18 protein-coding genes, 1 tRNA gene and 1 pseudogene are annotated in these 21,025 nt (G+C 69.2%); 5 read left to right on the top strand and 15 right to left on the bottom strand.

All coding sequences use genetic code 11. From position 1 onward, the window contains the following. Window positions 1–5 precede the first annotated feature (5 nt). Together ABD810_RS34200 and ABD810_RS34195 are read right to left on the bottom strand one after the other, a co-directional pair. Window positions 6–239, bottom strand: a complete 234-nt coding sequence (locus ABD810_RS34200) for a DUF4287 domain-containing protein (protein WP_344950526.1) — start codon at window positions 237–239, stop codon at window positions 6–8. A gap of 196 nt (window positions 240–435) precedes the next feature. Continuing rightward, the gene (locus ABD810_RS34195) at window positions 436–1,227 is read right to left on the bottom strand and encodes a Bax inhibitor-1/YccA family protein (protein WP_344950523.1); all 792 of its coding nucleotides are present in this window, start codon (window positions 1,225–1,227) and stop codon (window positions 436–438) included. Window positions 1,228–1,946: 719 nt separating this feature from the next. Here ABD810_RS34195 and ABD810_RS34190 point away from each other — a divergent pair. Further along, window positions 1,947–2,084, top strand: a complete 138-nt coding sequence (locus ABD810_RS34190; protein WP_344950521.1) for a hypothetical protein — start codon at window positions 1,947–1,949, stop codon at window positions 2,082–2,084. A gap of 108 nt (window positions 2,085–2,192) precedes the next feature. Beyond that, window positions 2,193–2,711 (top strand): annotated as a pseudogene (locus ABD810_RS34185) (MmyB family transcriptional regulator); the annotation flags it as partial. Window positions 2,712–2,881: 170 nt separating this feature from the next. Here the strand turns inward: ABD810_RS34185 and ABD810_RS34180 are convergent. Together ABD810_RS34180 and ABD810_RS34175 are read right to left on the bottom strand one after the other, a co-directional pair. After that, window positions 2,882–2,954 (bottom strand) — tRNA-Leu (locus ABD810_RS34180). 231 nt (window positions 2,955–3,185) lie between these two features. Then, on the bottom strand, window positions 3,186–4,544 hold the full coding sequence (locus ABD810_RS34175) for an NAD(P)/FAD-dependent oxidoreductase (protein ID WP_344950519.1): 1,359 nt from the start codon (window positions 4,542–4,544) through the stop codon (window positions 3,186–3,188). 165 nt (window positions 4,545–4,709) lie between these two features. On the opposite strand from ABD810_RS34175, the gene ABD810_RS34170 reads away from it, so the two are divergent. Beyond that, the gene (locus ABD810_RS34170; RefSeq protein ID WP_344950516.1) at window positions 4,710–4,886 is read left to right on the top strand and encodes a hypothetical protein; all 177 of its coding nucleotides are present in this window, start codon (window positions 4,710–4,712) and stop codon (window positions 4,884–4,886) included. A 33-nt stretch (window positions 4,887–4,919) separates the two neighbouring features. Here the strand turns inward: ABD810_RS34170 and ABD810_RS34165 are convergent, their stop codons facing one another. From ABD810_RS34165 to mfd, 8 genes are all read right to left on the bottom strand, one after another. After that, window positions 4,920–5,714, bottom strand: a complete 795-nt coding sequence (locus ABD810_RS34165; RefSeq protein ID WP_344950513.1) for a uracil-DNA glycosylase — start codon at window positions 5,712–5,714, stop codon at window positions 4,920–4,922. A 381-nt stretch (window positions 5,715–6,095) separates the two neighbouring features. Next, a complete protein-coding gene (locus tag ABD810_RS34160; RefSeq protein WP_344950510.1) occupies window positions 6,096–7,106 on the bottom strand; it encodes a Ppx/GppA phosphatase family protein in 1,011 nt (336 codons plus the stop codon). Further along, window positions 7,103–7,720, bottom strand: coding sequence for a DUF501 domain-containing protein (locus tag ABD810_RS34155; RefSeq protein ID WP_344950507.1), 618 nt, complete (start codon window positions 7,718–7,720; stop codon window positions 7,103–7,105). Before ABD810_RS34155 ends, ABD810_RS34160 begins: the two co-directional genes overlap by 4 nt. Before the next feature lie 276 nt (window positions 7,721–7,996). Then, complete coding sequence (locus ABD810_RS34150) at window positions 7,997–8,413, bottom strand: FtsB family cell division protein (protein ID WP_344950504.1); 417 nt, start codon at window positions 8,411–8,413, stop codon at window positions 7,997–7,999. Between the two features lie 56 nt (window positions 8,414–8,469). Then, window positions 8,470–9,747, bottom strand: coding sequence for a phosphopyruvate hydratase (gene eno, locus ABD810_RS34145; protein ID WP_344950501.1), 1,278 nt, complete (start codon window positions 9,745–9,747; stop codon window positions 8,470–8,472). A 231-nt stretch (window positions 9,748–9,978) separates the two neighbouring features. After that, window positions 9,979–10,947: a nucleoside triphosphate pyrophosphohydrolase gene (locus tag ABD810_RS34140; protein WP_344950498.1), complete on the bottom strand. Its 969-nt coding sequence runs from the start codon at window positions 10,945–10,947 to the stop codon at window positions 9,979–9,981. Window position 10,948: 1 nt separating this feature from the next. Beyond that, window positions 10,949–11,590 (bottom strand): SurA N-terminal domain-containing protein, encoded by a 642-nt coding sequence (locus tag ABD810_RS34135; protein ID WP_344950495.1) that lies wholly within the window; start codon window positions 11,588–11,590, stop codon window positions 10,949–10,951. Window positions 11,591–11,645: 55 nt separating this feature from the next. Next, the gene (gene mfd / locus ABD810_RS34130) at window positions 11,646–15,218 is read right to left on the bottom strand and encodes a transcription-repair coupling factor (RefSeq protein WP_344950492.1); all 3,573 of its coding nucleotides are present in this window, start codon (window positions 15,216–15,218) and stop codon (window positions 11,646–11,648) included. 395 nt (window positions 15,219–15,613) lie between these two features. On the opposite strand from mfd, the gene ABD810_RS34125 reads away from it, so the two are divergent. Further along, on the top strand, window positions 15,614–16,345 hold the full coding sequence (locus ABD810_RS34125; protein ID WP_344950489.1) for a class I SAM-dependent methyltransferase: 732 nt from the start codon (window positions 15,614–15,616) through the stop codon (window positions 16,343–16,345). Window positions 16,346–16,348: 3 nt separating this feature from the next. On the opposite strand, the gene ABD810_RS34120 is transcribed toward ABD810_RS34125, so the two are convergent. Then, on the bottom strand, window positions 16,349–17,701 hold the full coding sequence (locus ABD810_RS34120; protein WP_344950486.1) for a hypothetical protein: 1,353 nt from the start codon (window positions 17,699–17,701) through the stop codon (window positions 16,349–16,351). After that, window positions 17,698–18,228: a SigE family RNA polymerase sigma factor gene (locus ABD810_RS34115; protein WP_344950483.1), complete on the bottom strand. Its 531-nt coding sequence runs from the start codon at window positions 18,226–18,228 to the stop codon at window positions 17,698–17,700. Before ABD810_RS34115 ends, ABD810_RS34120 begins: the two co-directional genes overlap by 4 nt. Before the next feature lie 213 nt (window positions 18,229–18,441). On the opposite strand from ABD810_RS34115, the gene cysC reads away from it, so the two are divergent. Beyond that, window positions 18,442–19,683 (top strand): adenylyl-sulfate kinase, encoded by a 1,242-nt coding sequence (gene cysC / locus ABD810_RS34110; RefSeq protein WP_344950480.1) that lies wholly within the window; start codon window positions 18,442–18,444, stop codon window positions 19,681–19,683. A gap of 73 nt (window positions 19,684–19,756) precedes the next feature. On the opposite strand, the gene ABD810_RS34105 is transcribed toward cysC, so the two are convergent. Next, a complete protein-coding gene (locus tag ABD810_RS34105) occupies window positions 19,757–20,833 on the bottom strand; it encodes a glycoside hydrolase family 26 protein (RefSeq protein ID WP_344950477.1) in 1,077 nt (358 codons plus the stop codon). Between the last annotated feature and the right edge of the window lie 192 nt (window positions 20,834–21,025).

Genomic DNA, 21,025 nt, shown 5'->3' with positions numbered 1-21,025 from the left:
GGGGCTTACATGAAGCCCATGCGGGAACGGCGCTGCCGCTCGTGCTCGATCACGATCGCCGCGGCGTAGCCGTGGGTCAGCCCGTGCTCGTCGGCGAGCCAGTTGGCCCGCTCGTCGCAGCGTAGGAAAGCCGGGCCGTTGTTGAGGGCTTGGAACCACTCTGGGAGTGCGCGTCCGGTGATGTCCGGAACCCTGGCAATCAGCTTGTTCTGCGTCTCCGGTGAGTGGTTCAACGACATGGGCACCTCCATGAGTGAAGCCTCTTTTGCTTGACACTGCATCACCAGCCCCGCGATGGCAAGACCCCAATGGCCAGCCTTCTCTTACACGAGGTAGATCATTAGTCGCTGTATGTGGGCTTACCCAACGGTGAGGCGGCCATGCCATACAGAAACGCCCCGCCGGAACCCGGCGGGGCGTCCTTGGGAACAGGAGCTAGTCGTTGCGGAAGAAGATGCTGACGAAGCGGAGGATCTCCAGGTAGATCCATACGAGGCTGACCGTGAGCCCGAAGGCCATCAGCCAGGAGTACTTCTCGGGGACGCCCGCGCGCACACCCTGCTCGATCGAGTCGAAGTCGAGCAGCAGGAAGAAGCACCCGAGCAGGATCATCGCCACGCTGAAGATCCAGCCGATGGGGCTGTCGGAGCGCAGGCCGAGGCCGCCGGCCGTGAACATGCCGACGAGCCAGTTGAGGAGCATCAGCCCGACGGCGGCGAAGCCGGCCGCCACGACGAACTTGGTGAACTTCGGCGTCGGCCGGAAGATCTTGAGTGCGTACACCGCCAGCACGCCGCCGAACGCGACCATGGTGCCGAGGACGGCCGAGAAGACGACGCCGCTGTACAGGTCGTTGTACATCCTGCTGATCACGCCGATGGCGATGCCGTACGCGACGGAGTAGCCGAGGATCAGCGCGGGGTTGGTGCTCTGCTTGAACGAGACGATGAGCCCGAGCACCAGGCCCACGATCACCGCCGGGGCCGCGACGGCCCAGCCCACGTTGAGGTACCAGGCGAGCGCGGCGGACACCACGAGGGTGCCGAGCGTGATGAAGCCGCGGACCACCACGTCGTCGATCGTCATCGGCCGCGCCGCGGTGGGCGGAGCGTACGACGGAGCGTTGTACATATCTTGCAAGTGCTGAGGGCTCGCCGTGGGGCCGCCCCACGCCTGGCGATTGTCCTGCCGTCCCAGTTTGTTCAGGACCGGGTTCCTGCTCTGCATCACTGCCTCCACTGCGACCTGCGATCAGCCTGTTCGGTCGAGCCTCACAGGGAGTGCCGCCTGTAGCACATAGCTTTTACATCTCTTATGGCGGTCAGGATGGCCCCTGCCGTGTTCCACCGCAAGACGCCGGCACACCGACTTCCAGCGGCAACGGGTACAACGAACGGTCCCGCGCCCGAGTTCCGGCCCCTGGATCGCGATTCGATCACTCCTCTGACCGGTTCCCGCCCTGCCCCGGTGGCCGAGGGTCTCGTACGCATGGGCGGCATCGTGCGGGAAGGGCTTCTGGCGGGCCTGGTGCGTATACGCAGGCACGTGGGTGGGCCTGGCTCGGTTCACGCGGGTACGTGGGTGGGCCTGGTTCGGTTCACGCGGGCACATGGGAACCGGAGAGGCCGTCGGCGAGGGACTTTCCGGAGTTCTCGGCTTATCAGGCGCGGCCGGGGGTTCTGTGCCGTCTATAACCCTACTCTTAGACTGATTTTTCCATCGGTGTTGCTAATTAACATGATTGTCGGGTTAGAACGGTATTCAAATGATTCGCGCCGGGGCGATAGGCGGAGGCTTCGGCCTAATCCTCGGTCAGACCCGTTCGGCGTTCACGCGACGGTGTCGTCGAGCCGGGCGAAACCCCGCTCCCACGGCACCTCGGACGGGACGCGAGCGCCTCGGACGGGACGCGAGCGCCTCGGACGGGACGCGAGCGCCTCGAGGGCGTGCACCGGCGGAGCACCGGGATCAGCGCGGCCGTGCCGATCGTCGCCCGCCCGGTCACCGAGGTGACGGTGGCCGGCATCGTCAGCGCCTCGATACGAGGCTGGAGCGGGGAGTCGTCGACCCCCACCGACGCGTAGCCGAGCGCCTCGGCCCGTACCGCGAAGTCGACCAGCCGGCGGGGGTCTGTCCGTTCGGCAGCAGGCGAATGTCGTCATCCATGCTGCGCAACCTGGAGCCTCGCCGGACACCTGCCCTATCCCGCGATCGTCGTCGACCGGCACGGTCACCTGGTGGCCACCAACGCCGCGTTCGGCGTGCTCGTCGAGGGCGTCGCGCCCGAGTTGCCGGCGCCGCCGGCGAACGCCTACCGGCCGGCCCTGCACCCCGAAGGCATGGCGCCTCGCATCGTCAACTTCTCCGAATGGGCCGGGCACATCCTCGAAAGGCTGCACCAGGAAAACCTGCGCAATCCCGACGAGCGGCTGGCCGGCCTGCACGCCGAGCTTGTGCGGTACGTCCCGCGACCGCTGGTGACGGCCGACCACCTCGGATTCGCGGTGCCGCTGCGCCTCCGGTCGGAGCGGGGTGAGATGCGGCTCATGACCACGATCACCACCTTCGCCACCGCCGTGGACGTCACGATCGCGGAGCTGAAACTGGACGCCTTCCTTCCCGCGGACCAGGCCACGGCGTCGCTGCTGACCGGCAGGGACGATCACGAAGGCCGCGACCAGCGGGGAAAACGCATGGTGATTGAACGATGACGGCAATGCGGCACAGAATGGTAACGATTCGGCCGGGTCACCGAAGTCATCCAGCGCTTGACCCTATTGCCGCCGTCGCGGTAAACAGCCAAGGGCTGAGGCAAACCGACAAGGGTATAGCGGGGCCTCCGCGTTACTGTCAGCGGGTCGTTTCATATAGCCGGCAGGCGTGCCCCCGGTGGGACTCGAACCCACACTGGAACCCTTTTAAGGGGTTTGCCTCTGCCATTGGGCTACGGGGGCGCCGTAATCATACGTAACGGACCACACTTGCGTAACGGGTCAGAGCCCACGTCTCCGCTCTTCCTTCCGTACTGCGCAAGATAACGGTATACGTCGCGCGCCCCCGTGACTCGGGCAATGAACAACAGACCGCTCAAGTAGTCCAATTTCACCACGCATCCTTGTTATGCCTTCAGAGAACAGTACGGCCCGCGCCGAAGCTGTTGCGGCGCGAGCCGTACCCCGAAGCTGTCAGCCTGTGGCCGCGGCGGCCCTGAACTCGTCGCGAGGGGACTCGATCTCACCGAGTGAGACGGTCTCCCGCTTGAAGAAGAGGGCGAGTGTCCAGTCGGCCACTACGCGGACCTTGCGGTTCAACGTAGGCACCCGGGACAGATGGTAAGTGCGGTGCATGAACCACGCAGGCAATCCGTGAAGCTTGACGCCGTAGACGTTCGCCACGCCCTTGTGGAGGCCGAGCCCCGCGACCGACCCGACGTACTTGTGCCGGTATTCCTGCAGGGGACGGCCCTGGAGGTACCGGACGATGTTGTCGGCGAGGACCTTGGCCTGGCGCACGGCGTGCTGCGCGTTGGGCGCGCAGTACTCGCCGGGGTTGGTCACGTCGGGCACGCCCGCCACGTCACCGGCCGCGAACGCGCCCTTGAGCCCGGCGACCGTCAGCTTGGAGGTGGCCTTGATCCGCCCGCGTTCGTCGAGCGGCAGGTCCCCGGCGTTCACGACCGGGCTGGCCTTCACCCCGGCGGTCCACACGATCGTGGCGGACTCGAAGGAGTCGCCGTCCGAGAGCACCACATGGCCGCCCTCGCAGGACTTCAGCAGGGTCCGCATCTTCACCTCGATGCCCCGCTTGCGGAGTTCCTCGAGGGTCCACTTGCCCATCTCGGGGCCGACCTCGGGCAGGATGCGGTCGCTGGCCTCGACGAGCACCCAGCGCAGGTCGTCCTCGCTCAGGGTGTCGTAGTACTTCACCGCGTCCCTGGCCATGTCCTCAAGCTCGGCCAGGGCCTCGACGCCCGCGAAGCCGGCGCCGACGACGACGAAGTTGAGCGCCCGCCGGCGCACCTGCTCGTCGTCGGTGGAGTCCGCCCGATCGAACAGGGCGAGGACGCGGTTGCGGAGCGCGATGGCCTCGCCGACCGTCTTGAAGCCGATCGCGGCGTCCGCGAGCCCGGGGATGGGCAGCGTGCGCGAGATGGAGCCGGCCGCCATGACGATGACGTCGTACTCGATCTCCTCGCTCGGGCCCGAACCGGGCTGGAACGTGACGGACCTGTTGGAATGGTGGACCTTGGTGACCTTGCCGTTGAGGATCCGCACCCGGGAGAGCACCCGGCGCAGCGGGGTCACGACGTGACGCGGCGACAGGTTCCCCGCCGCGGCCTCCGGGAGGAAGGGCTGGTAGGTCATGTAGGACTGTGGGTCGATGACCGTGATCCGGACGCGTCCCGACTTCAGCTCCCGACGCAGGGTGCGCTGGAGCCGGAGCCCTGTATAGAGGCCGACGTACCCTCCGCCGACGATGAGGATGTGCTTGGCCTTCTGGTCCACCTGAGTGCCCCTTCGTGGCATGGTCGCTTGTGAAACCATTCACAAGGCTACGTCACAAGCCGCGACGACGCCAATCCTTTATCGGCGAACTAGGCCAAAATTTCCTGCTTAGGCTACAGATCCACGCTTTCTCCCTGAAAAATCTCCATTTCTTTCCTCAAGTGACCTACTTCACGCCTCTGTGTCATGGCCAGCAGCGGGGAGGTGGAGGCTGAGGGCGGCCTCGCCCGCGTCGACGCCGGCGAGGTGATGACAGGGGTGGCCGAGCGGCGCCCCTGGCCGACCTGGCGCCCTCTTATCGCCGGCCCGCTGCGGCGGTTCGGGCTTGAGTCCCGGCCGCCCGGGGCGTTCACCGGCATCGCGGTCCTCATCGTGGTGTGAAGCGATGGCGCCACCGCTCGGAGGATCTGTCGGTCAGCCGGCCAGTTCGGTGGCGCGGGTGAAGATCGTGTCGAGCATCTCCGCGGTGACCCTACCGGTGAACGTGTTCTGCTGGCTCGGGTGGTAGCAGCCCAGCAGATGGATCGGCGCGACGCCGTACGCGATCTCCACCTCGGCGCCGTGGCCGAACGGCGGCCTGCTGCGGGGCAGGGTGTAGCCCGCCTCCTTCAGCGCCGGCCAGATGGCCTGCCACGCGTACCCGCCCAGGGCGACGATCACACGCACCGGGTCGGCGATCAGCTCCAACTCCCTGACCAGCCAGGGGAAGCACGTGGCCCGCTCGTCGATCGACGGCTTGTTGGCCGGAGGAGCGCACCGTACCGCGGCCACCATGCGCGCGCCGATCAACCGCTGGCCGTCGCCCGCATGTGTGCTGGTCGGGAGGGCCGCGAACCCTGTGCGGTGCAGCGACGCGTACAGCCAGTCGCCGCTGCGGTCCCCGGTGAAGACGCGACCGGTGCGGTTGCCCCCGTGTGCCGCAGGAGCCAGCCCGACGATCAGGACGCGTGGCTTCTCCTCACCCCACCCCGCGATGGGTCTGCCCCAGTACGTCTCATCGATGAAGGCCCGGCGCTTGACCTTCGCGACCTCCTCGCGCCACTCCACAAGACGCGGGCACGCCCGGCACACCGACTGCCTCGCGGTCAGCTCTGGGAGCGTGCGACTCGACTTCGCGAGTTCACGGACGTCCTCAGGGGTGTGCGCCACCGGAGTGTCCGGCTCGGCCGGATCTTCCGGCCATCCGCTACCAGGGGGAACGAAACTCATACCGTCGATCGTGCCAGCTCCGAGGCAGTGCAAGAGACACCCTGGGGTCATCCGTCACCGAGAAGCCCGCAACCTCTGTGGACGGTTTCGAACCACGATGCCGTGCGACACCGGGAAGCAACAACGGCGAGCAGTTCCGAGACGATCAAAAGACCCTCCCGGCACCCACTTGACCGGGGCACCCACTTGACCCCCACCCAGCCCAAAACCACCCCAACCGGAACAGCCCGGGGTGTACCGGGACAGATCAGCCCGGGGCCTATCCCAGGCTAAGCAGCCCGGGGCGCCATACCCGAGTCGAGCAGCCCGGGGCGTACCCGAGCGGATCGGCACCCGGGATGGAGAGCCGACGCCGTCGGGTCTCTGTCCCGGGATCGGGGTTCAGGGTTCGAGGCTGCGGGCGATGCCGTCGAGGATGTCGTGCTCGCTGACGATCACCTCTTGGAAGCCGAACCGGTTGACGATGCGGTCGAGGATGAGTGATCCCGCGCCGATCACGTCCACCCGGCCGGGGTGCATGACCGGGATGGCCGCCCGCTCGTCGTGGGTCATGGCGAGCAGCCGCTGGGACACCTGGTGAACCTGCTCGGCCGGGATCCTGGAGCCGTGGATCCGCTCCGGGTCGTAGGCGGGCAAGTCGAGAGCGATGCCCGCGACCGTCGTCACCGAGCCCGCCAGGCCGATCAGGGCGCGCGCCCGCGACACCGGGACCTCCGCGGCCACCCGATCAAGGGCGGCCTCGATGTCCGCGACAGCCGCAGCGACGGACTCAAAGGTCGCGCCCGAGGCCGCAGCGACGGACTCGGGGGTCGCGCCCGAGGCCGCAGCGACGGACTCGGGGGTCGCGCCCGAGGCCGCAGCGACGGACTCGGGGGTCGCGCCAGACGACAGGTGCCGCTCCGTCAGGCGCACGCAGCCGATATCGACGGAGATCGAGCTCTCCACGTCGGCGGAGCCGAGCACGAACTCGGTCGACCCACCGCCGATGTCGACCACGAGGACCGGAGCGGGAACGCCCGTGAGCCCGGCCGTGGCTCCTAGGAACGACAGGTGCGCTTCCTCCGAGCCGGTGATCACCTCGGGCTCGACACCGAAGATCTCCCGGACGCCGTTCACGAAGTCCTCGCGGTTGGCGGCGTCCCGAGTGGCGCTGGTGGCCACAACCCGCACCCGTGCAGCGGCATGATCCTTGATCAGCTTGGCGTAGCCGCGCATCGCGGTGAAGGTGCGCTCCAGTGCCTCGGGCGCGAGTCGCCCCGTCTTGTCGACGCCCTCGCCCAACCGGACGATCTCCATGAGCCGCTCGACATCGGACAGCTCGGCGCCGGAAATATCGGCGATGAGGAGACGGACCGAGTTCGTCCCACAATCAATGGCCGCCACCCGGGTCATACGCCCTCCTCGGAGTCATCGGGACGTCCTCCTGAGCCGCCGGGACGTCCTGCTGAGCCGCCGGCAGCCTCGGCGCCGAGGGAACCCGTCGGCGCGGTCGAACCCTCGGTGTCGTCGGTGGGGGTCACGCAGGGGCCGTCGCACCACCAGTCGGGAAGGGCGTCGAGGGCCTCGCGGCCGAGGGGGTTGCTTCCTGGTACGGCGAGCTCGTGGCCTACCAGCGCGTGCAGGCACTTCACCCGGTTCGGCATGCCGCCTGCGCTCTGCATGTCGCGGGGAAGCGGCTCGAGCCCGTCGTCGGAGGCGACCTTGTCGCGCCGCTCGACGTAATCAGCGTGTGCCCGGGCGTACGCCTCCGCCAGAACCGGGTCCTCCGCGAGCCGGGCCTGCATGCGCCGCATCAGCCCCGACGACTCCAGCGTGCCGATGGCGGAGGCGGCCTTGGGGCACGTCAGGTAGAACAGGGTCGGGAACGGCGAGCCGTCGGCCAGCCGCGGAGCCGTCTCCACGACATCCGGCAGCCCGCACGGGCACCGGTGAGCCACCGCCCGCAGGCCCCGGGGTGGCCGGCCAAGCTGCCGTTCCACCGCAGCCACATCGGCCGGATCCACCATCGTCACTCCCCTGAAACCGTACGTACGAAGCCGGTGCCCGGCCCCGTGAAGCTCACACCCAACCATGGGCCGAGGCCCCACCGAACCTCACCCAACCGTGCACAGACCCAACAAGCCCTCACCCAACCAGGCTCAGACCCCGCAAGCCTCACCCAACCGGGTCAGAACCCACCGAACCTCGCCCAACCGGGTCAGACCAACAAGCCCTCACCCGACCGTGCGCCACGTCCACCCGGCCGGGGGCCCACGTCCTCGCCAGCCCAGCCGTCGTGAACGCTACGGAGCAGGGGTGCGGCCTGCTTCGAGGCGTTGGCCGGTGCCTCGGTCGGCCGCCTCGATCGATTCCCACAGCGTTTGGTACCAGGGCGCCTTGGCCTGGGGCGGTGATCCGGCCTTGGGCTGCTTCGCCTTCTTGGAAGTGTCGAGTACGACATAGCACTTCTCGCCGACCCCGCAGTAGTGCAGCCGGGCCCTGGCCTGCTGCCGGATGTAGGCGGGATCGTCGAGCCGCTTGCTGCGCTCTCCGAGCTTCTGAAGGTCCTTGAGCGCCTGAGCCTGCTGCCTCTCCAGTTGGGCGATCTGGCGCCGCTGTGCGACGTACTCCCGCACAGGATAGGCAAGGCTCATGGCGATCGCGCACACGACGACCGCGAGGATGGCGGCCCGTCCCGTCAGTTGCGGTCGTTTCCTCATGATCCTCCCAGGTTCGTACGGCTTGCCCGCAAACCGGGCAAGCCGTACGGAGAAAGCTAGCCCCGGAAACGCGGAAAAGCTGCGCGACCCGCGTAGCGGGCGACATCGTCGAGCAACTCCTCGATGCGGAGAAGCTGGTTGTACTTCGCGACGCGGTCGGACCGCGCCGGAGCGCCGGTCTTGATCTGGCCGCAGTTGGTGGCCACGGCCAGGTCGGCGATCGTGGTGTCCTCGGTCTCACCGGAACGGTGGCTCATCATGCAGCGGTAGCCGTTGCGGTGGGCCATGTCGACGGCGTCGAGGGTCTCCGACAGCGTGCCGATCTGGTTGACCTTGACCAGCAGGGCGTTGGCGGAGCCCTCGCGGATGCCCCGCTCGAGACGCTCGGGGTTGGTGACGAACAGGTCGTCGCCCACAAGCTGGACCTTGGCGCCGAGGGCGGCGTTGATCGCCTTCCAGCCCTCCCAGTCCTCCTCGTCGAGCGGGTCCTCGATCGAGACCAGCGGGTAGGAGCGGACCAGGTCCTCGTAGAAGGCGATCAGCTCGTCGGAGCCGTGGCCCTTGCCGTCGAGGGTGTAGACGCCACCGGAGTGGAACTCGCTCGCGGCCACGTCGAGCGCGAGCGCGATGTCGTCGCCGGGCACGTAGCCGGCCTTCTCGATCGCCACCAGGATCAGGTCGAGCGCGTCGCGGTTGCTCGGCAGGTTGGGCGCGAACCCGCCCTCGTCGCCGAGGCCGGTGGAGTAGCCCTTCTCCTTGAGCACACCCTTGAGCGCGTGGTAGGTCTCGGTGCCGATGCGGAGGGCGTCGGAGAACGTCTCGGCGCCGATCGGCGCGATCATGAACTCCTGGATGTCGACATTGCTGTCGGCGTGCGCGCCCCCGTTGAGGATGTTCATCATCGGGACGGGCAGCACGTGGGCGTTGGGCCCGCCGACGTAGCGGAACAGCGGCAGGTCGGCGCTGTCGGCCGCGGCCTTGGCGAGGGCCAGGGACACGCCGAGGATGGCGTTCGCGCCGAGCCGGCCCTTGTTGGGCGTGCCGTCCAGGTCGATCATGGTCTGGTCGACGAGGCGCTGCTCCTCGGCGTCGAAGCCGATGATCTCGTCGGCGATCTCGTCCGTGACGTTGAGAACGGCCTTCTGGACGCCCTTGCCCCCATAGCGCTCGTCGCCGTCACGAAGCTCCACGGCCTCGAACTGGCCGGTGGAGGCACCGCTCGGGACCGCCGCGCGGCCGGTGCTGTAGTCGTCGAGGAGGATCTCTACCTCGACCGTCGGGTTGCCCCGGGAGTCGAGGATCTCTCGGGCGGTAACGGCCTCGATGGCAGCCACGAAGCGCTCCTAGATCTGTCAGCCCGGGGACGAACCCCCGGAACCATCACCGCGCCGTCGTGCGCGGTGTGGTTGCGGACGGTTTGCCTCATGAGCTTATCGGGCTCTACCGGCCAGTACGGCTACCGCTCCCCGCCGACACACCTGCGCCCGCGTGCCGCCCCGGCCCGCGGACGCCCGTCGCCCCGTCCGGCCACTGCCGCGCAGCTTCGGCCACTGCCGCGGCTCAAGCTACTGCGGCGGCTGCGTCGACTGTTCCCAGGCGCGGACGCGGTCGCGATAGGTGCGGGCGGCGGCGCGGAGCTCGGCCTCGGGGTCGAGGCCGGCCGCGCGGGCACGCCGTACGAGGTCGAAGAGCTCGCGCCCGATGCCCTGGCCGACGGCGCGGGCGAGGGAGTCGGGGACACCCGCGCGCTCGGCGCGGCTCTGCAGCCCCTGGGCGAGGGAGAGCGCCGGCTGGCCCATCGGGACGCCGTCGAGCAGCGACTCCCAGCCCTTCGCCGCCCGTTCGGCCGCCTTGATGGCGTCCCAGTTGTCGTTGACCTCGTCGGCGCCGCTCACCACCGTGTCGGAGAACACGTGGGGATGGCGCCGGACCAGCTTGTCGACGATGCCTCCCGCGACGTCGTCCACGTCGAAGCCGCCGTCGTCCGGCGAGCGCTCCTGGGCCAGGCGGGAATGGAACATCACCTGCAGGAGCAGGTCGCCCAGCTCCTCGCGCAGGGCGGCGTAGTCGCCGTCCTCGATGGTCTCAAGGACCTCGTACGACTCCTCGAGGAGGTAGGGCACGAGGGATTCGTGGGTCTGCTTGGCGTCCCACGGGCAGTCGCGGCGCAGCCGGTCCATGACGGTGACGAGGTCGATGAGGCGAGCGCCCGGCAGGTCGTACGAGCCGGGGACCAGCTCGATGACCGGCGCGTCCTCCATGTCGAGCGCGGCACGGCCCACGGCGCGCATGAACGGCTCGTCGCCGTCCTGCGCGGCGAGCCAGACCACCGTGCCTTCGAGGCTCTCGCGCGCCACGGCGACCGGGTCGGGGGTCACCACCTCGACCGGGATCCCCTCGTCCGCGAGATAGGGCAGGAGGGGGTGGTCTCCGGAACCGGTCAGCACCCGGCCGGACCCGAGGACCGCCCATGCCCGCCCGCTCAGCAGGCCGGGGGCGACCCTCGGCGAGGTCGTGACGACGACGAGGGTCATCTCACTGGCCGGCGGCGGGATCCGGCTGGCTCGCGGTGTCGGCCGCTTCAGCGGGCTTGCCGAACCGGGCCTCCTCGATCAGGCCCTGCTGCGGGTCCCAGGTGCCGTAGCGATGCGAGACCTTGACCGGGATGGTCTCCATCTGCCCGAACAGCTTCACCTGGGCGGCCTGGACGGACTGCTGGTCGGCCAGGTTGGCGCCGAAGCGCTGCAGCGACTTCTGGTAGAGCAGCGCGGTGCGCACCCACGGGATGGTCTCCGACGGGGGCACGCCCTTGGTGAGCGCCGCCGGGCCGATCTTCTCGATGCCGCCCTGCTCCGCGAGGAAGTCGGCGACCTCGCGCTGGGTGACCGTGACACCGTTGCGCTTGGCGAACTGCTCGAACTGGCGGATGGAGATCAGCTGGAGCAGCACGGCCCGGGGAACCGACGGTATCTGGAGCTGCGCCTCTGTGATCTTGGCTTGCTTCAGCGCCGACTGGTACTCCCTGACCTCGGAGTCCAGCCGGCCGGAGCTGATGCGCTCGCCGCCCACGGTGGCCGCCGTGCCGATCTCCACCGGCGAGGAGCAGGCGGTCAGCGCGGCTCCGGCGAGCACGGCGGCCGCCACGACCGGCAGCACGCGCACACGATTCGACTTCACTAGCGGTCCCTTCAACAGACGCGGGCTACTCTACTCAAACCGCACGCGAGATCGGTCATCGAGCTCCTGCCGCTCTGGCGGGTTCGAGGAACATCGCCTCGACCAGGTCGGTGCACCACTTCAGCAGCTCAAGGTCGCGCAGCGGCTGCCCTCCCATGGGCTTGGTCTTGGGGACCGGCACGAGCAGCGTCTGCGCGGCCACCTTGTAGAGCGCCTTGGGATACAGCCGGTCGAGGCGCACCTGCTGCGACTCCCGGAGCGACACCGGGGCGATCCTGACGTGCTGTCCCTGCAGGGCGACGTCGGTCAACCCCGCCTTGCGCGCGTGCACGCGGAAGCGGGCGACCTCCAGCAGGTTGTCCACCTCCTGCGGCGGCCGTCCGTACCGGTCGACCAGCTCCTCGCGGACGGCGACGATGTCGGCGCCGCTGCCCACGGCGGCGAGACGCTTGTACGCCTCCAGGCGCAGCCGCTCGGAGGTCACGTAGTCGTGCGGGATGTGCGCGTTGATGGGCAGCTCGACCTTCACGTCCGCACGCTGCTCGACGAGCTCCTCGCCTGCGAGCTTGGCCTTCTGCTCCTGCACGGCCTCGGCCATCATCCGGACGTACAGGTCGAAGCCGACGCCCGCGATGTGCCCCGACTGCTCCGCGCCGAGGATGTTGCCCGCGCCGCGGATCTCCAGGTCCTTCATGGCGACGTACATGCCCGCGCCCATCTCGGTGTGCTGGGCGATGGTCGCCAGGCGCTCGTGGGCCGTCTCGGTGAGCGGCGCCTCCGGGGGGTACAGGAAGTAGGCGTAGCCGCGCTCGCGGCCCCGGCCGACCCGGCCGCGGAGCTGGTGCAGCTGCGACAGGCCGTAGTTGTCCGCGCGGTCGACGATCAGGGTGTTGGCGTTGGGGATGTCCAGGCCCGACTCGACGATGGTCGTGCTGACCAGCACGTCGAACTCGCGCTCCCAGAAGCCGACCATGATCTTCTCTAGCTGCTGCTCGTTCATCTGCCCGTGCGCCACCGCCACGCGGGCCTCGGGGATCAGCTCGCGCAGGCGGGCGGCCACCTTGTTGATCGAGGACACCCGGTTGTGCACGAAGAACACCTGGCCGTCGCGCATCAGCTCGCGACGTACCGCCGCGGCGATCTGCTTCTCGTCGTAGGGGCCGACGAAGGTGAGGATGGGGTGCCGTTCCTCCGGCGGGGTCAGGATGGTCGACATCTCGCGGATGCCGGTGAGGCCCATCTCCAGCGTGCGCGGGATCGGCGTCGCGGACATGGCGAGCACGTCCACCTGCGTCCGCATGTGCTTCATGGCCTCTTTGTGCTCGACGCCGAAGCGCTGCTCCTCGTCGACGATGATCAGGCCGAGCTGCTTGAACCGGATGTCCGGGTTGAGCAGCCGGTGCGTGCCGATCACGATGTCGACGGTGCCGTCCTTGAGTCCTTCGAGGGTCGCCTTGACCTCGCCGTCGTTCTGGAACCGCGAGACCGGCTTGACCACCACGGGGAAGCTCGCGAACCGCTCGCCGAAGGTCGACAGGTGCTGCTGGACGAGCAGCGTGGTCGGGACGAGCACCGCGACCTGCTTGCCGTCCTGGACGGCCTTGAACGCCGCGCGCACGGCGATCTCCGTCTTGCCGTAGCCGACGTCGCCGCAGATCAGGCGGTCCATCGGGACCGGGCGCTCCATGTCGCGCTTGACCTCGTCGATGGCCTCGAGCTGGTCACCGGTCTCGGCGTAGGGGAAGGCGTCCTCCATCTCCCGCTGCCACGGGGTGTCGGAGGAGAAGGGGTGGCCGGGCGAGGCCATACGGGCGCTGTAGAGACGGATCAGCTCGCCCGCGATCTCCTTGACGGCCTTCTTGGCCCGCGATTTGGCCTTGGCCCAGTCGGCGCCGCCCATGCGGTTGAGCGTGGGCGACTCGCCGCCGACGTACCGCGTGACCTCGTCGAGCTGGTCGGTCGGCACGTACAGCCGGTCGCCCTTGGCGTACTCGATCACGAGGTACTCGCGCGTGGCGCCCTGGACCGACCGCTGGACCATCTCGACATACCGCCCGACGCCGTGCTGGCCGTGGACGACGTAGTCGCCGACCTTGAGCTGCAGCGGGTCGACCATGTTCCTTCGGCGGGACGGCAGCCGGCGCATGTCCTTGGTGGAGGCCTTCTGCCCGACCAGGTCGAGATGGGTGAGAACGGCCACGGTGTCGCTGACGAAGCCGTGCTCCACACGGCCGGTGGTGACGTGCACGACGTCCTTGACGGGAGCGGCGTCGAGGGCGGGCACGAGCCGGGCGGCGACGTCGACGCCTTTGAGCAGCTCGACGATGCGCTCTGCGGGGCCGTGGCCCTCGCTGAGCAGCACGACCGCGCGCCCGTCGCCGAGCCACCCCTTGATGTCGCCGAGGGCGCGCTGGGTGTCCCCGCGGTACGACTCCGCCTCGCGGGCCGTGAGCTCGACGATCTCGCTCTCGCCGTACACGTCGCCGTCCTGGATGCCGCCCGGGCCGCCGGTCCGGTCGGCCTCATCGGCCCGGTCGGTGGTGGCGAACGGCGCGATGGTCCACCACGACTGGCCGAGCTCGCGGGCCTGGTGGCGGATCTCCGGGAGGCTGCGGAAGGCCGCGGCCCCGAGATCGATCGGGGCCTCGCCTCCGGCCGCCGCGTTGATCCACGATGCTTCGAGGAACTCCTGGCTCGTGTGCACCAACTCGATCGCGCGGGTGCGGATCCGCTCGGGATCGCAGACGAACACCGACGCGCGGGCCGGAAGATGGTCGAGCAGCAGGTCCATGCCGTCGACGAGCACGGGCGCGAACGCCTCCATGCCCTCGACCGGGATGCCATCGGCCATCTGGTCGAGGATCTCCCTCAACGCCGGATGCTCTTCGGCGAGGTCGGCGGCCCGCTGCCTGACCTGCTCGTCGAGAAGAAGCTCCCGGCACGGGGCGGCGAACAGGCCGCCCTCGGCCACTTCGAGCGAGCGCTGGTCGGCGACCTTGAACCAGCGGATCTCCTCGATGGTGTCGCCCCAGAACTCCAGGCGCAGGGGGTGCTCCTCGGTGGGCGGGAACACGTCGAGCAGGCCGCCTCGCACCGCCACCTCGCCGCGCTTCTCCACCATGTCGACCCGGTGATAGCCGTTGCCCACGAGGCGTTCGACCACCTCTTCGAGGTCGGCGTCGTCCCCCGAGCGCAGCCGTACCGGCTCCAGGTCGCCGAGCCCGGTGACGAGCGGCTGGAGCACCGCACGGATCGGGGCCACGACGACGCTCAGCGGGCCCGCGGCCTCGTCGCCGGCGACGGGGTGGGCCAGCCTGCGCAGCACGGCCAGGCGCTGGCCCACCGTGTCGCTGCGTGGTGAGAGGCGCTCGTGCGGCAGCGTCTCCCAGGCGGGGAAGACGGCGACGGAGTGCTCGCCGACGAGGCCGGTGAGGGCCGCGGCGAGGTCCTCCGCCTCCCGCGCCGTCGCCGTGACGGCGAGCACGGGGCGGTTTCGCGCGAGGGCGGCGACCGCGAACGGCCGCAGCGCGGGCGGCGCGACCAGGTTGACGTCCTCACCCGCGCGTTCCAGGGCCCCGGCCAGCTGTGGTTCGGCGACGACAAGGTCGAGCAGTCCGGAAAGACTCATTAGAAATGCCCCCACATGGTCATGCCCGCCTTCTGGTTCGCCTCGCGGACCGCCTGCCCGGCTTTCGAACATCCCACGTGGCGACCCACTACCGCGCGCGCCGGTACACGGCCGCGGACCGCTCCGTATACCGCCTACGTTCGTACGCGGTTGTGTACGGCGACACGCGCGACCCCGGGTTCGTCGGATCACCGGGGTCACCCCAAGGCTACTTCCCCCCCGGGCCTGCCATGCCGAGAACCACCTGTCCGCCCGATCAGACCGGGTTCGTCACAAACCGTCGGGGTGGCGGCAGCGCCAACCGCGCGGTGACAGCGAGCCTCTGGCTGCGAAGTACGGCCCTTTCGTAAAGTGAATGGACTACAGAAGGGCAGATGATGACTACGCTGAGTCACATGTCAGAGGTTCGATGGTGGCCGGCTACCCAAGGCGACGTGTTCAGCCACCGCATCCGTGAGCTGTGGACAGAGCAGCTCGGCCGGCGGCTCGACGTCCTGATCGCCGGATGCGGGCGCGGTGACACCATCGACATCGATCGCGTCGAGACCCGCATCACGGGCATCGACGAGGATCTTCCCGTGGTGAGGGCCTCGATCCAGCGCCGCACCGACCTCGATGGGCGGTTCCTCGGCGATCTCCGCGCCGCGCCGCTACTGCCCCGCACCTTCGACGTCGTGCACGTGGCCTTCCTGCTCGAACGCGTCCGGCACGCCGAGCTCGTGCTCGACCGCATGGTCAACGCCCTGCGCCCGGGGGGCCTGCTGCTGATCAGAATGCGTGACCGCACCTCGGCGTACGGGTTCTGCGACCGGTTCCTGCCGGGATGGCTGCGCCGGCCCCTGTGGCCGAGGTTCGCCCCCGAGGGCGCCGTGGGGCCCCTGCCGGCGATATACGAGCAGGTGGCGTCCCGCGAGGGCATCCACTCATACTGCCTGATGCGCGGGCTGATGATCGCCGAGGACTACTCGGGGTTCTCCGGGCCCGCCCTGCGCGGCCCGCACGCCAAGCTCGTACGGGTCGCGTGCCGGGTCGTCGAAAGGCTCTCCGGCGACCGCCTGCCCGCGACCCGCGACGAGGTCACCCTGGTGATCCGCAAGCCGCAGAACCACTTCGCCCGGCTGATCTAGGGGTCATCTGCGGGTGAGAAGTGGGTACCAGCTCCCCGGGTGCTGGAAGTTCTCCATGGCGCCCGAGAGCCGGACGCTCTTGGTTCCGTCGACGGTGACCAGCACCAGGTAGGAGTCGAACTCGTCCTCACACTTCCCCACGCACTGGAGCGCGATCAGGTGCTCGTCGTCCGCCCATGCCCGGAGCTGGAGCATCTGCTGCCGGCCGACGACCTTTCCGGTGGCGACGTCCGTGACGGCGGTCTCCGGGCCCTTCGGGGCAGCCGCCAGTTCTCTGGTGAGCTTGTCCACATCCACCCGAACCGCCTCACCACCGCGGTCGGGAAGAGCGGGCCGGCCGGCGTACAGCGCCCCGTTCGGCGAGGTGCCCGCCTCCGTGTAGGTCTCGAGCAGGCCCTCGGGCGCGTCGTGCCGGCGCCCCTCAAGATCGTAGAACAGCTTCTGCGGATCGTTAGCAGTGGCCCTCATGCCGTTGATCTCCCAGATCAGCGTGCCATCGTCGAACCATCTGAATGGGTTTCCCGACCACGCCGGACCCCTCTTGGCATCCCTCGGCACGGGATGGAACGAAGCCGAGCCCGACGTCACGTCGATGACGTTGAAGCCAGTGCGCCCATCGTCGGGTTGCGTCCAGCTGTTCCCGTCGGCGGAGAGATGGGTACGGATCGTGGGATCCTTCTCGTAGGAGGTGGCGAGCACCTTGGTGCCGTCGGGAGACCAGGCGACGTCGGCCACGGGGTGATCGAGGTCGATCCACTTGACGACCTCGCGAGTGGCCATGTCCAGCACTCCGATCCGGCGAGCGGGCAGGTCGCGCTCCAGCACGGCCGCGAGCTTCATACCGGGAGCCACGTCGAGCACTCCCCAGCCGGTCTGCTCGTACGTACCTGTCTCGGAGTTGTAGAGGAACCAGGTGTCGTGGCGGCGATCGCTCTTGTCGCCGATCTTCTCCTGTTCCCAGACCTTGTAGGCCGAGACGACGACCCTGCCTGCCGCGATCAGTTTCTTCGGCCGGGAGCCCTCCGTGTCGGCGTGTATCGCAAGTGACCGCGGCAGCGCGTCGGGCGACACAGGAGTTGGCGCCGCGACGGGTCGCGTCGTGGCTTCCGAGGACGACTTCGGAGACCCGGTGGCCACCGCGGCGGCGGGCCCGTCGTCCTGTCCGATGGTCGGCAGCACTCTTGGGACGAGCACGCTTGCGGCGACCACGGCCGCCGTCACCACCGCGGCCGACGCGATGAAGTTCGGGCGAAACCGGGACCGGCCGCGAAGAGCACGGTCGGCGAGGTCATGGGGCACCACGGCCTCCGTGGACCAATCACGCAGCGTCTCCCTGAGCAGGGTTTCCAGCTTCATGAGGTGACCTCCTCAAAGGGGTGGTGGGGCGAGCGGAGGTCGGAGAGTTCGGGCGAGAGGGTGCGCAGGCGGGCGAGCGAGCGGTGAGCCGTGCTCCGCACCGTCCCGACCGAGCAGCCCATGATCTGGGCCACCTCCGCCTCCGGCAGATCTTCGAAGTACCGCAGCACGAGCACGGCACGCTGCCGCGAGGTCAGCCGGGCCAGCGCGTGGTGCAGCACCAGCTTCAGATCGGCCGTGTGCGTGTCGTCGCGGCCGGGCGCGTCGGGCGCCTCGGCCACCACCGTCTCCCGCCGCGAGGACGCGAGGCGCCACCAGCTCACCTGCTGGCGGTACATCGCCCGCCGCACGTACGCCTCCGGTTCGTCGATGCGGGACCATCGGACGGCGGCCTTGGCCAGAACCGTCTGCAGCAGGTCCTCGGCCGCGTGCTGGTCGCCACCGGTAAGCAGATATCCCAGCCTCATCAGCGCGGGAGAGCGCGCCGACACGAACTCGCGGAAACGTCGCTCCTCGGCAACGTCCACGATCACCTCCAGAGGGTCGATGTCAGTCTCTTGGACGCGGGCGACCCCCCTCCGCTATGCCTGTCTCCCCAACCCGCTGTGCCCGTCCGCGCCTCTCACCGGCGGCGCGGGTGGCGGGCAGGTAGGGTGCCGCGCGGACGAGGTAGGCCGGGATGACGTGACGGCATACCACCAAACCGTAAATATCCTGGCCTAGTGGGAAATGTGGAACAGATGACGGAGACCACCGAGCCGACCCTTGATTGGGTGCCGGACGCCCGCGAGCTCGCCGACCTGGAGTTGCTGCTCTCCGGCGCCTTCGAGCCCCTGACGGGCTTCCTCGGCTCGGCCGATGTCGTCGCGGTGGAGGAGACCGGGCGGCTCGCCGACGGCACCCGCTGGCCCGACCCCGTCACGCTGACCCTCCCGCACCACCATCCCGTCTCCGCCGGCCAGGACCTCACGCTCCGCGATCCGGAAGGCGCGGCGATCGCCGTCCTGTCCGTGACCGAGCGGACCGACGACGGCCTGGTGGCCGGCCCGGTGAAATCCCTCGGCGCCCCCGAGCACGGTCCCTTCGCGCGGCTCCGCCGTTCCCCGGCGGAGGTGCGCGCCGAGCTGGGCGGGCGTTCCGTACTCGCCGTCACCATGCGCGGGCCCCTGGACGACCTGGACGAGATCACCGCCACGGCCCGCGAGCTGGACGCGGCCGTCCTGCTGCTGCCCCTGGCCTTCGGCGAGGGCGGTCCCGCGGTCGTACGTGCGGCGCTCAAGGCCCGCGACAGGCTTCCGCCCGGCACCCAGGTCGTCGTGGTCCCCCTCGCGCCCCGCGAGCCGGAGATCGACCTGGAGCTCCGCGAGCACCTCGCCACCGCCTACGGCGCCGACGAGCACCTGGCCGGGCCCGAGCCCGTCACCCTCCCCGGCCCGCCGCACCGGCGTGGCCTGGTGGTCTTCTTCACCGGCCTGTCCGGCTCCGGCAAGTCGACGATCGCCCGCGGCCTGCGCGACGCGCTGCTCGAACGCGGCACCCGTACCGTCACCTACCTGGACGGCGACGTGGCGCGGCGGCTGCTCTCGGCGGGCCTGACGTTCTCCAAGCAGGACCGCGACCTGAACATCCGCAGGATCGGCTTCGTCGCCGCCGAGGTCGCCAGGCACGGCGGCCTGGCCATCTGCGCGCCCATCGCCCCGTACGCCGCGACGCGCGACGAGGTGCGCCACATGGCCGAGGCGGTCGGTGCCGACTTCGTCCTGGTCCATGTGGCCACGCCCCTCGAGGAGTGTGAGCGGCGCGACCGCAAGGGCCTGTACGCCAAGGCCAGGGCCGGGCTCATCCCGGAGTTCACCGGCATCTCCGACCCTTACGAGGAGCCCGAGGACGCCGACCTCACCCTGGACACGACCGGCATGACGGTCGACCGGGCCGTCGAATCGGTGGTGGGCGTGCTCAACTCAGGCGGCTGGATCCGCTGACGACGACCCGGCCTGGTCAGCGGTCCGGCACGGGGTGAGGCCTGGTCAGCGGTCCGGCACCGGGTGAGGCCTGTCAGTGGTCGGGCACCGGAGTCGAGCTGAAGTACGGGGCGCGCGCCAGCTCGGTGAAGGCGCGCCCGGCGGCGACGGTGGTGTCGAAACGCGTGTCGCCTCGGGGGGCGATCGGTGAGTCGAAGTAGACCAGGGCCTTGATCTGCGGGTATCCGCGGATCTGACGACGCACCGAGTTGAAGAACGCCACCTTGAAGGCCGGGTCGTCGTGCCGCTCGAACGCCCCCCACTCGGCCACCATGATCGGCTTGCCGGGGAACCTGGTCTGGGTCCAGCGGTAGAAGCCCGGCCAGCTCGCGTGGTCCGCGCGGGTCTTGTCGACCAGGTTGGCGAAGTCGTTCACCCGGCGGTCGGCGTAGGGGTCGAGGCCGATCCAGTCGACCACGTCGTCTCCGGGGTAGAGGCGCTCGAACCACGGCTTGGTGGCCCAGTTGGGCGCGCCCATGTAGGTCATCACCGTGACGGCGTTCCGCACCCCGCGCTCGCGCAGGCGCAGCACCACGTGGCGGTACATCGCGGCATAGTCCTCGGCGGTCATCCCCGACCCCTGGCGCGGGCGCACGTCGTTCTCCGGCTCGTGGTGAATGGTGAGGAAGAACCGCCCCTGGAGCCTGTGCCTGATGCGCTTGGCGACACGGTCGATGCGGTCGTCGATCGCGCCGTCGGCGATGTCGGCCCAGGTGTGACGGACGGACGGTTTCCAGTTGATCAGCAGCAACCGTTTCCTGGCGAGGTGTCGCTCCTCGGGGGTGGGGAACGGATCTCCGCCCCGGTGGTACACGTGGACGATGTCGGCCCTGCGGCCCATGCGGTCCTCGGCGGCGGCGATGGCCTGCGACGGGGGCCGGCCGCCGAAGACGTCGGGCGCCACACCCCACCACGCGCCGCAGCTCGGGATCAGCTTGGCCGTGGCGGCGCAGCCCGGCGCGCCGCTCGGGGCCGTCACCTCGACGCCGGACGCGCGGTCCCCTGCCACGATGTCCGGCTGCGGCCGCACCGACGCCACGGCGTAGACGATGAGCCCGCAACCGGCCACGACCCCAACGCCGAAAACCCATATTCCCGTCACTCTGCGCATGGCGGTCAAACCCCCTTTTGCCGATTCCCCAGAAGGCTGGTATTCACCTTCCCATTAATCGTGGCCGGACCGCCGGAAACTCGGCACCCCTCACCGACCTGCGACTTCCCCAGTATGGAAATATCCGACTTTTCCCGTCGGGTGGACGGGTTCACCGCCCAGAAAAACCCCTGTATGCGGTCGGCGAATCTC

This window comes from Sphaerisporangium flaviroseum (assembly GCF_039537005.1).
Taxonomy (GTDB): Bacteria; Actinomycetota; Actinomycetes; order Streptosporangiales; family Streptosporangiaceae; genus Sphaerisporangium; species Sphaerisporangium flaviroseum.
Note: the sequence above shows the minus strand (reverse complement) of the source record. Positions and strands in the feature narration are given on the sequence as shown.

Coding starts and splice junctions, on each gene's coding strand:
- ABD810_RS34200 (WP_344950526.1), bottom strand. CDS start 239: ATGTCGTTGAACCACTCACCGGAGACGCAGAACAAGCTGATTGCCAGG.
- ABD810_RS34195 (WP_344950523.1), bottom strand. CDS start 1,227: ATGCAGAGCAGGAACCCGGTCCTGAACAAACTGGGACGGCAGGACAAT.
- ABD810_RS34175 (WP_344950519.1), bottom strand. CDS start 4,544: ATGGTTTCACAAGCGACCATGCCACGAAGGGGCACTCAGGTGGACCAG.
- ABD810_RS34165 (WP_344950513.1), bottom strand. CDS start 5,714: ATGAGTTTCGTTCCCCCTGGTAGCGGATGGCCGGAAGATCCGGCCGAG.
- ABD810_RS34160 (WP_344950510.1), bottom strand. CDS start 7,106: ATGACCCGGGTGGCGGCCATTGATTGTGGGACGAACTCGGTCCGTCTC.
- ABD810_RS34155 (WP_344950507.1), bottom strand. CDS start 7,720: ATGGTGGATCCGGCCGATGTGGCTGCGGTGGAACGGCAGCTTGGCCGG.
- ABD810_RS34150 (WP_344950504.1), bottom strand. CDS start 8,413: ATGAGGAAACGACCGCAACTGACGGGACGGGCCGCCATCCTCGCGGTC.
- ABD810_RS34140 (WP_344950498.1), bottom strand. CDS start 10,947: ATGACCCTCGTCGTCGTCACGACCTCGCCGAGGGTCGCCCCCGGCCTG.
- mfd (WP_344950492.1), bottom strand. CDS start 15,218: ATGAGTCTTTCCGGACTGCTCGACCTTGTCGTCGCCGAACCACAGCTG.
- ABD810_RS34125 (WP_344950489.1), top strand. CDS start 15,614: ATGTCAGAGGTTCGATGGTGGCCGGCTACCCAAGGCGACGTGTTCAGC.
- ABD810_RS34120 (WP_344950486.1), bottom strand. CDS start 17,701: ATGAAGCTGGAAACCCTGCTCAGGGAGACGCTGCGTGATTGGTCCACG.
- cysC (WP_344950480.1), top strand. CDS start 18,442: ATGACGGAGACCACCGAGCCGACCCTTGATTGGGTGCCGGACGCCCGC.
- ABD810_RS34105 (WP_344950477.1), bottom strand. CDS start 20,833: ATGCGCAGAGTGACGGGAATATGGGTTTTCGGCGTTGGGGTCGTGGCC.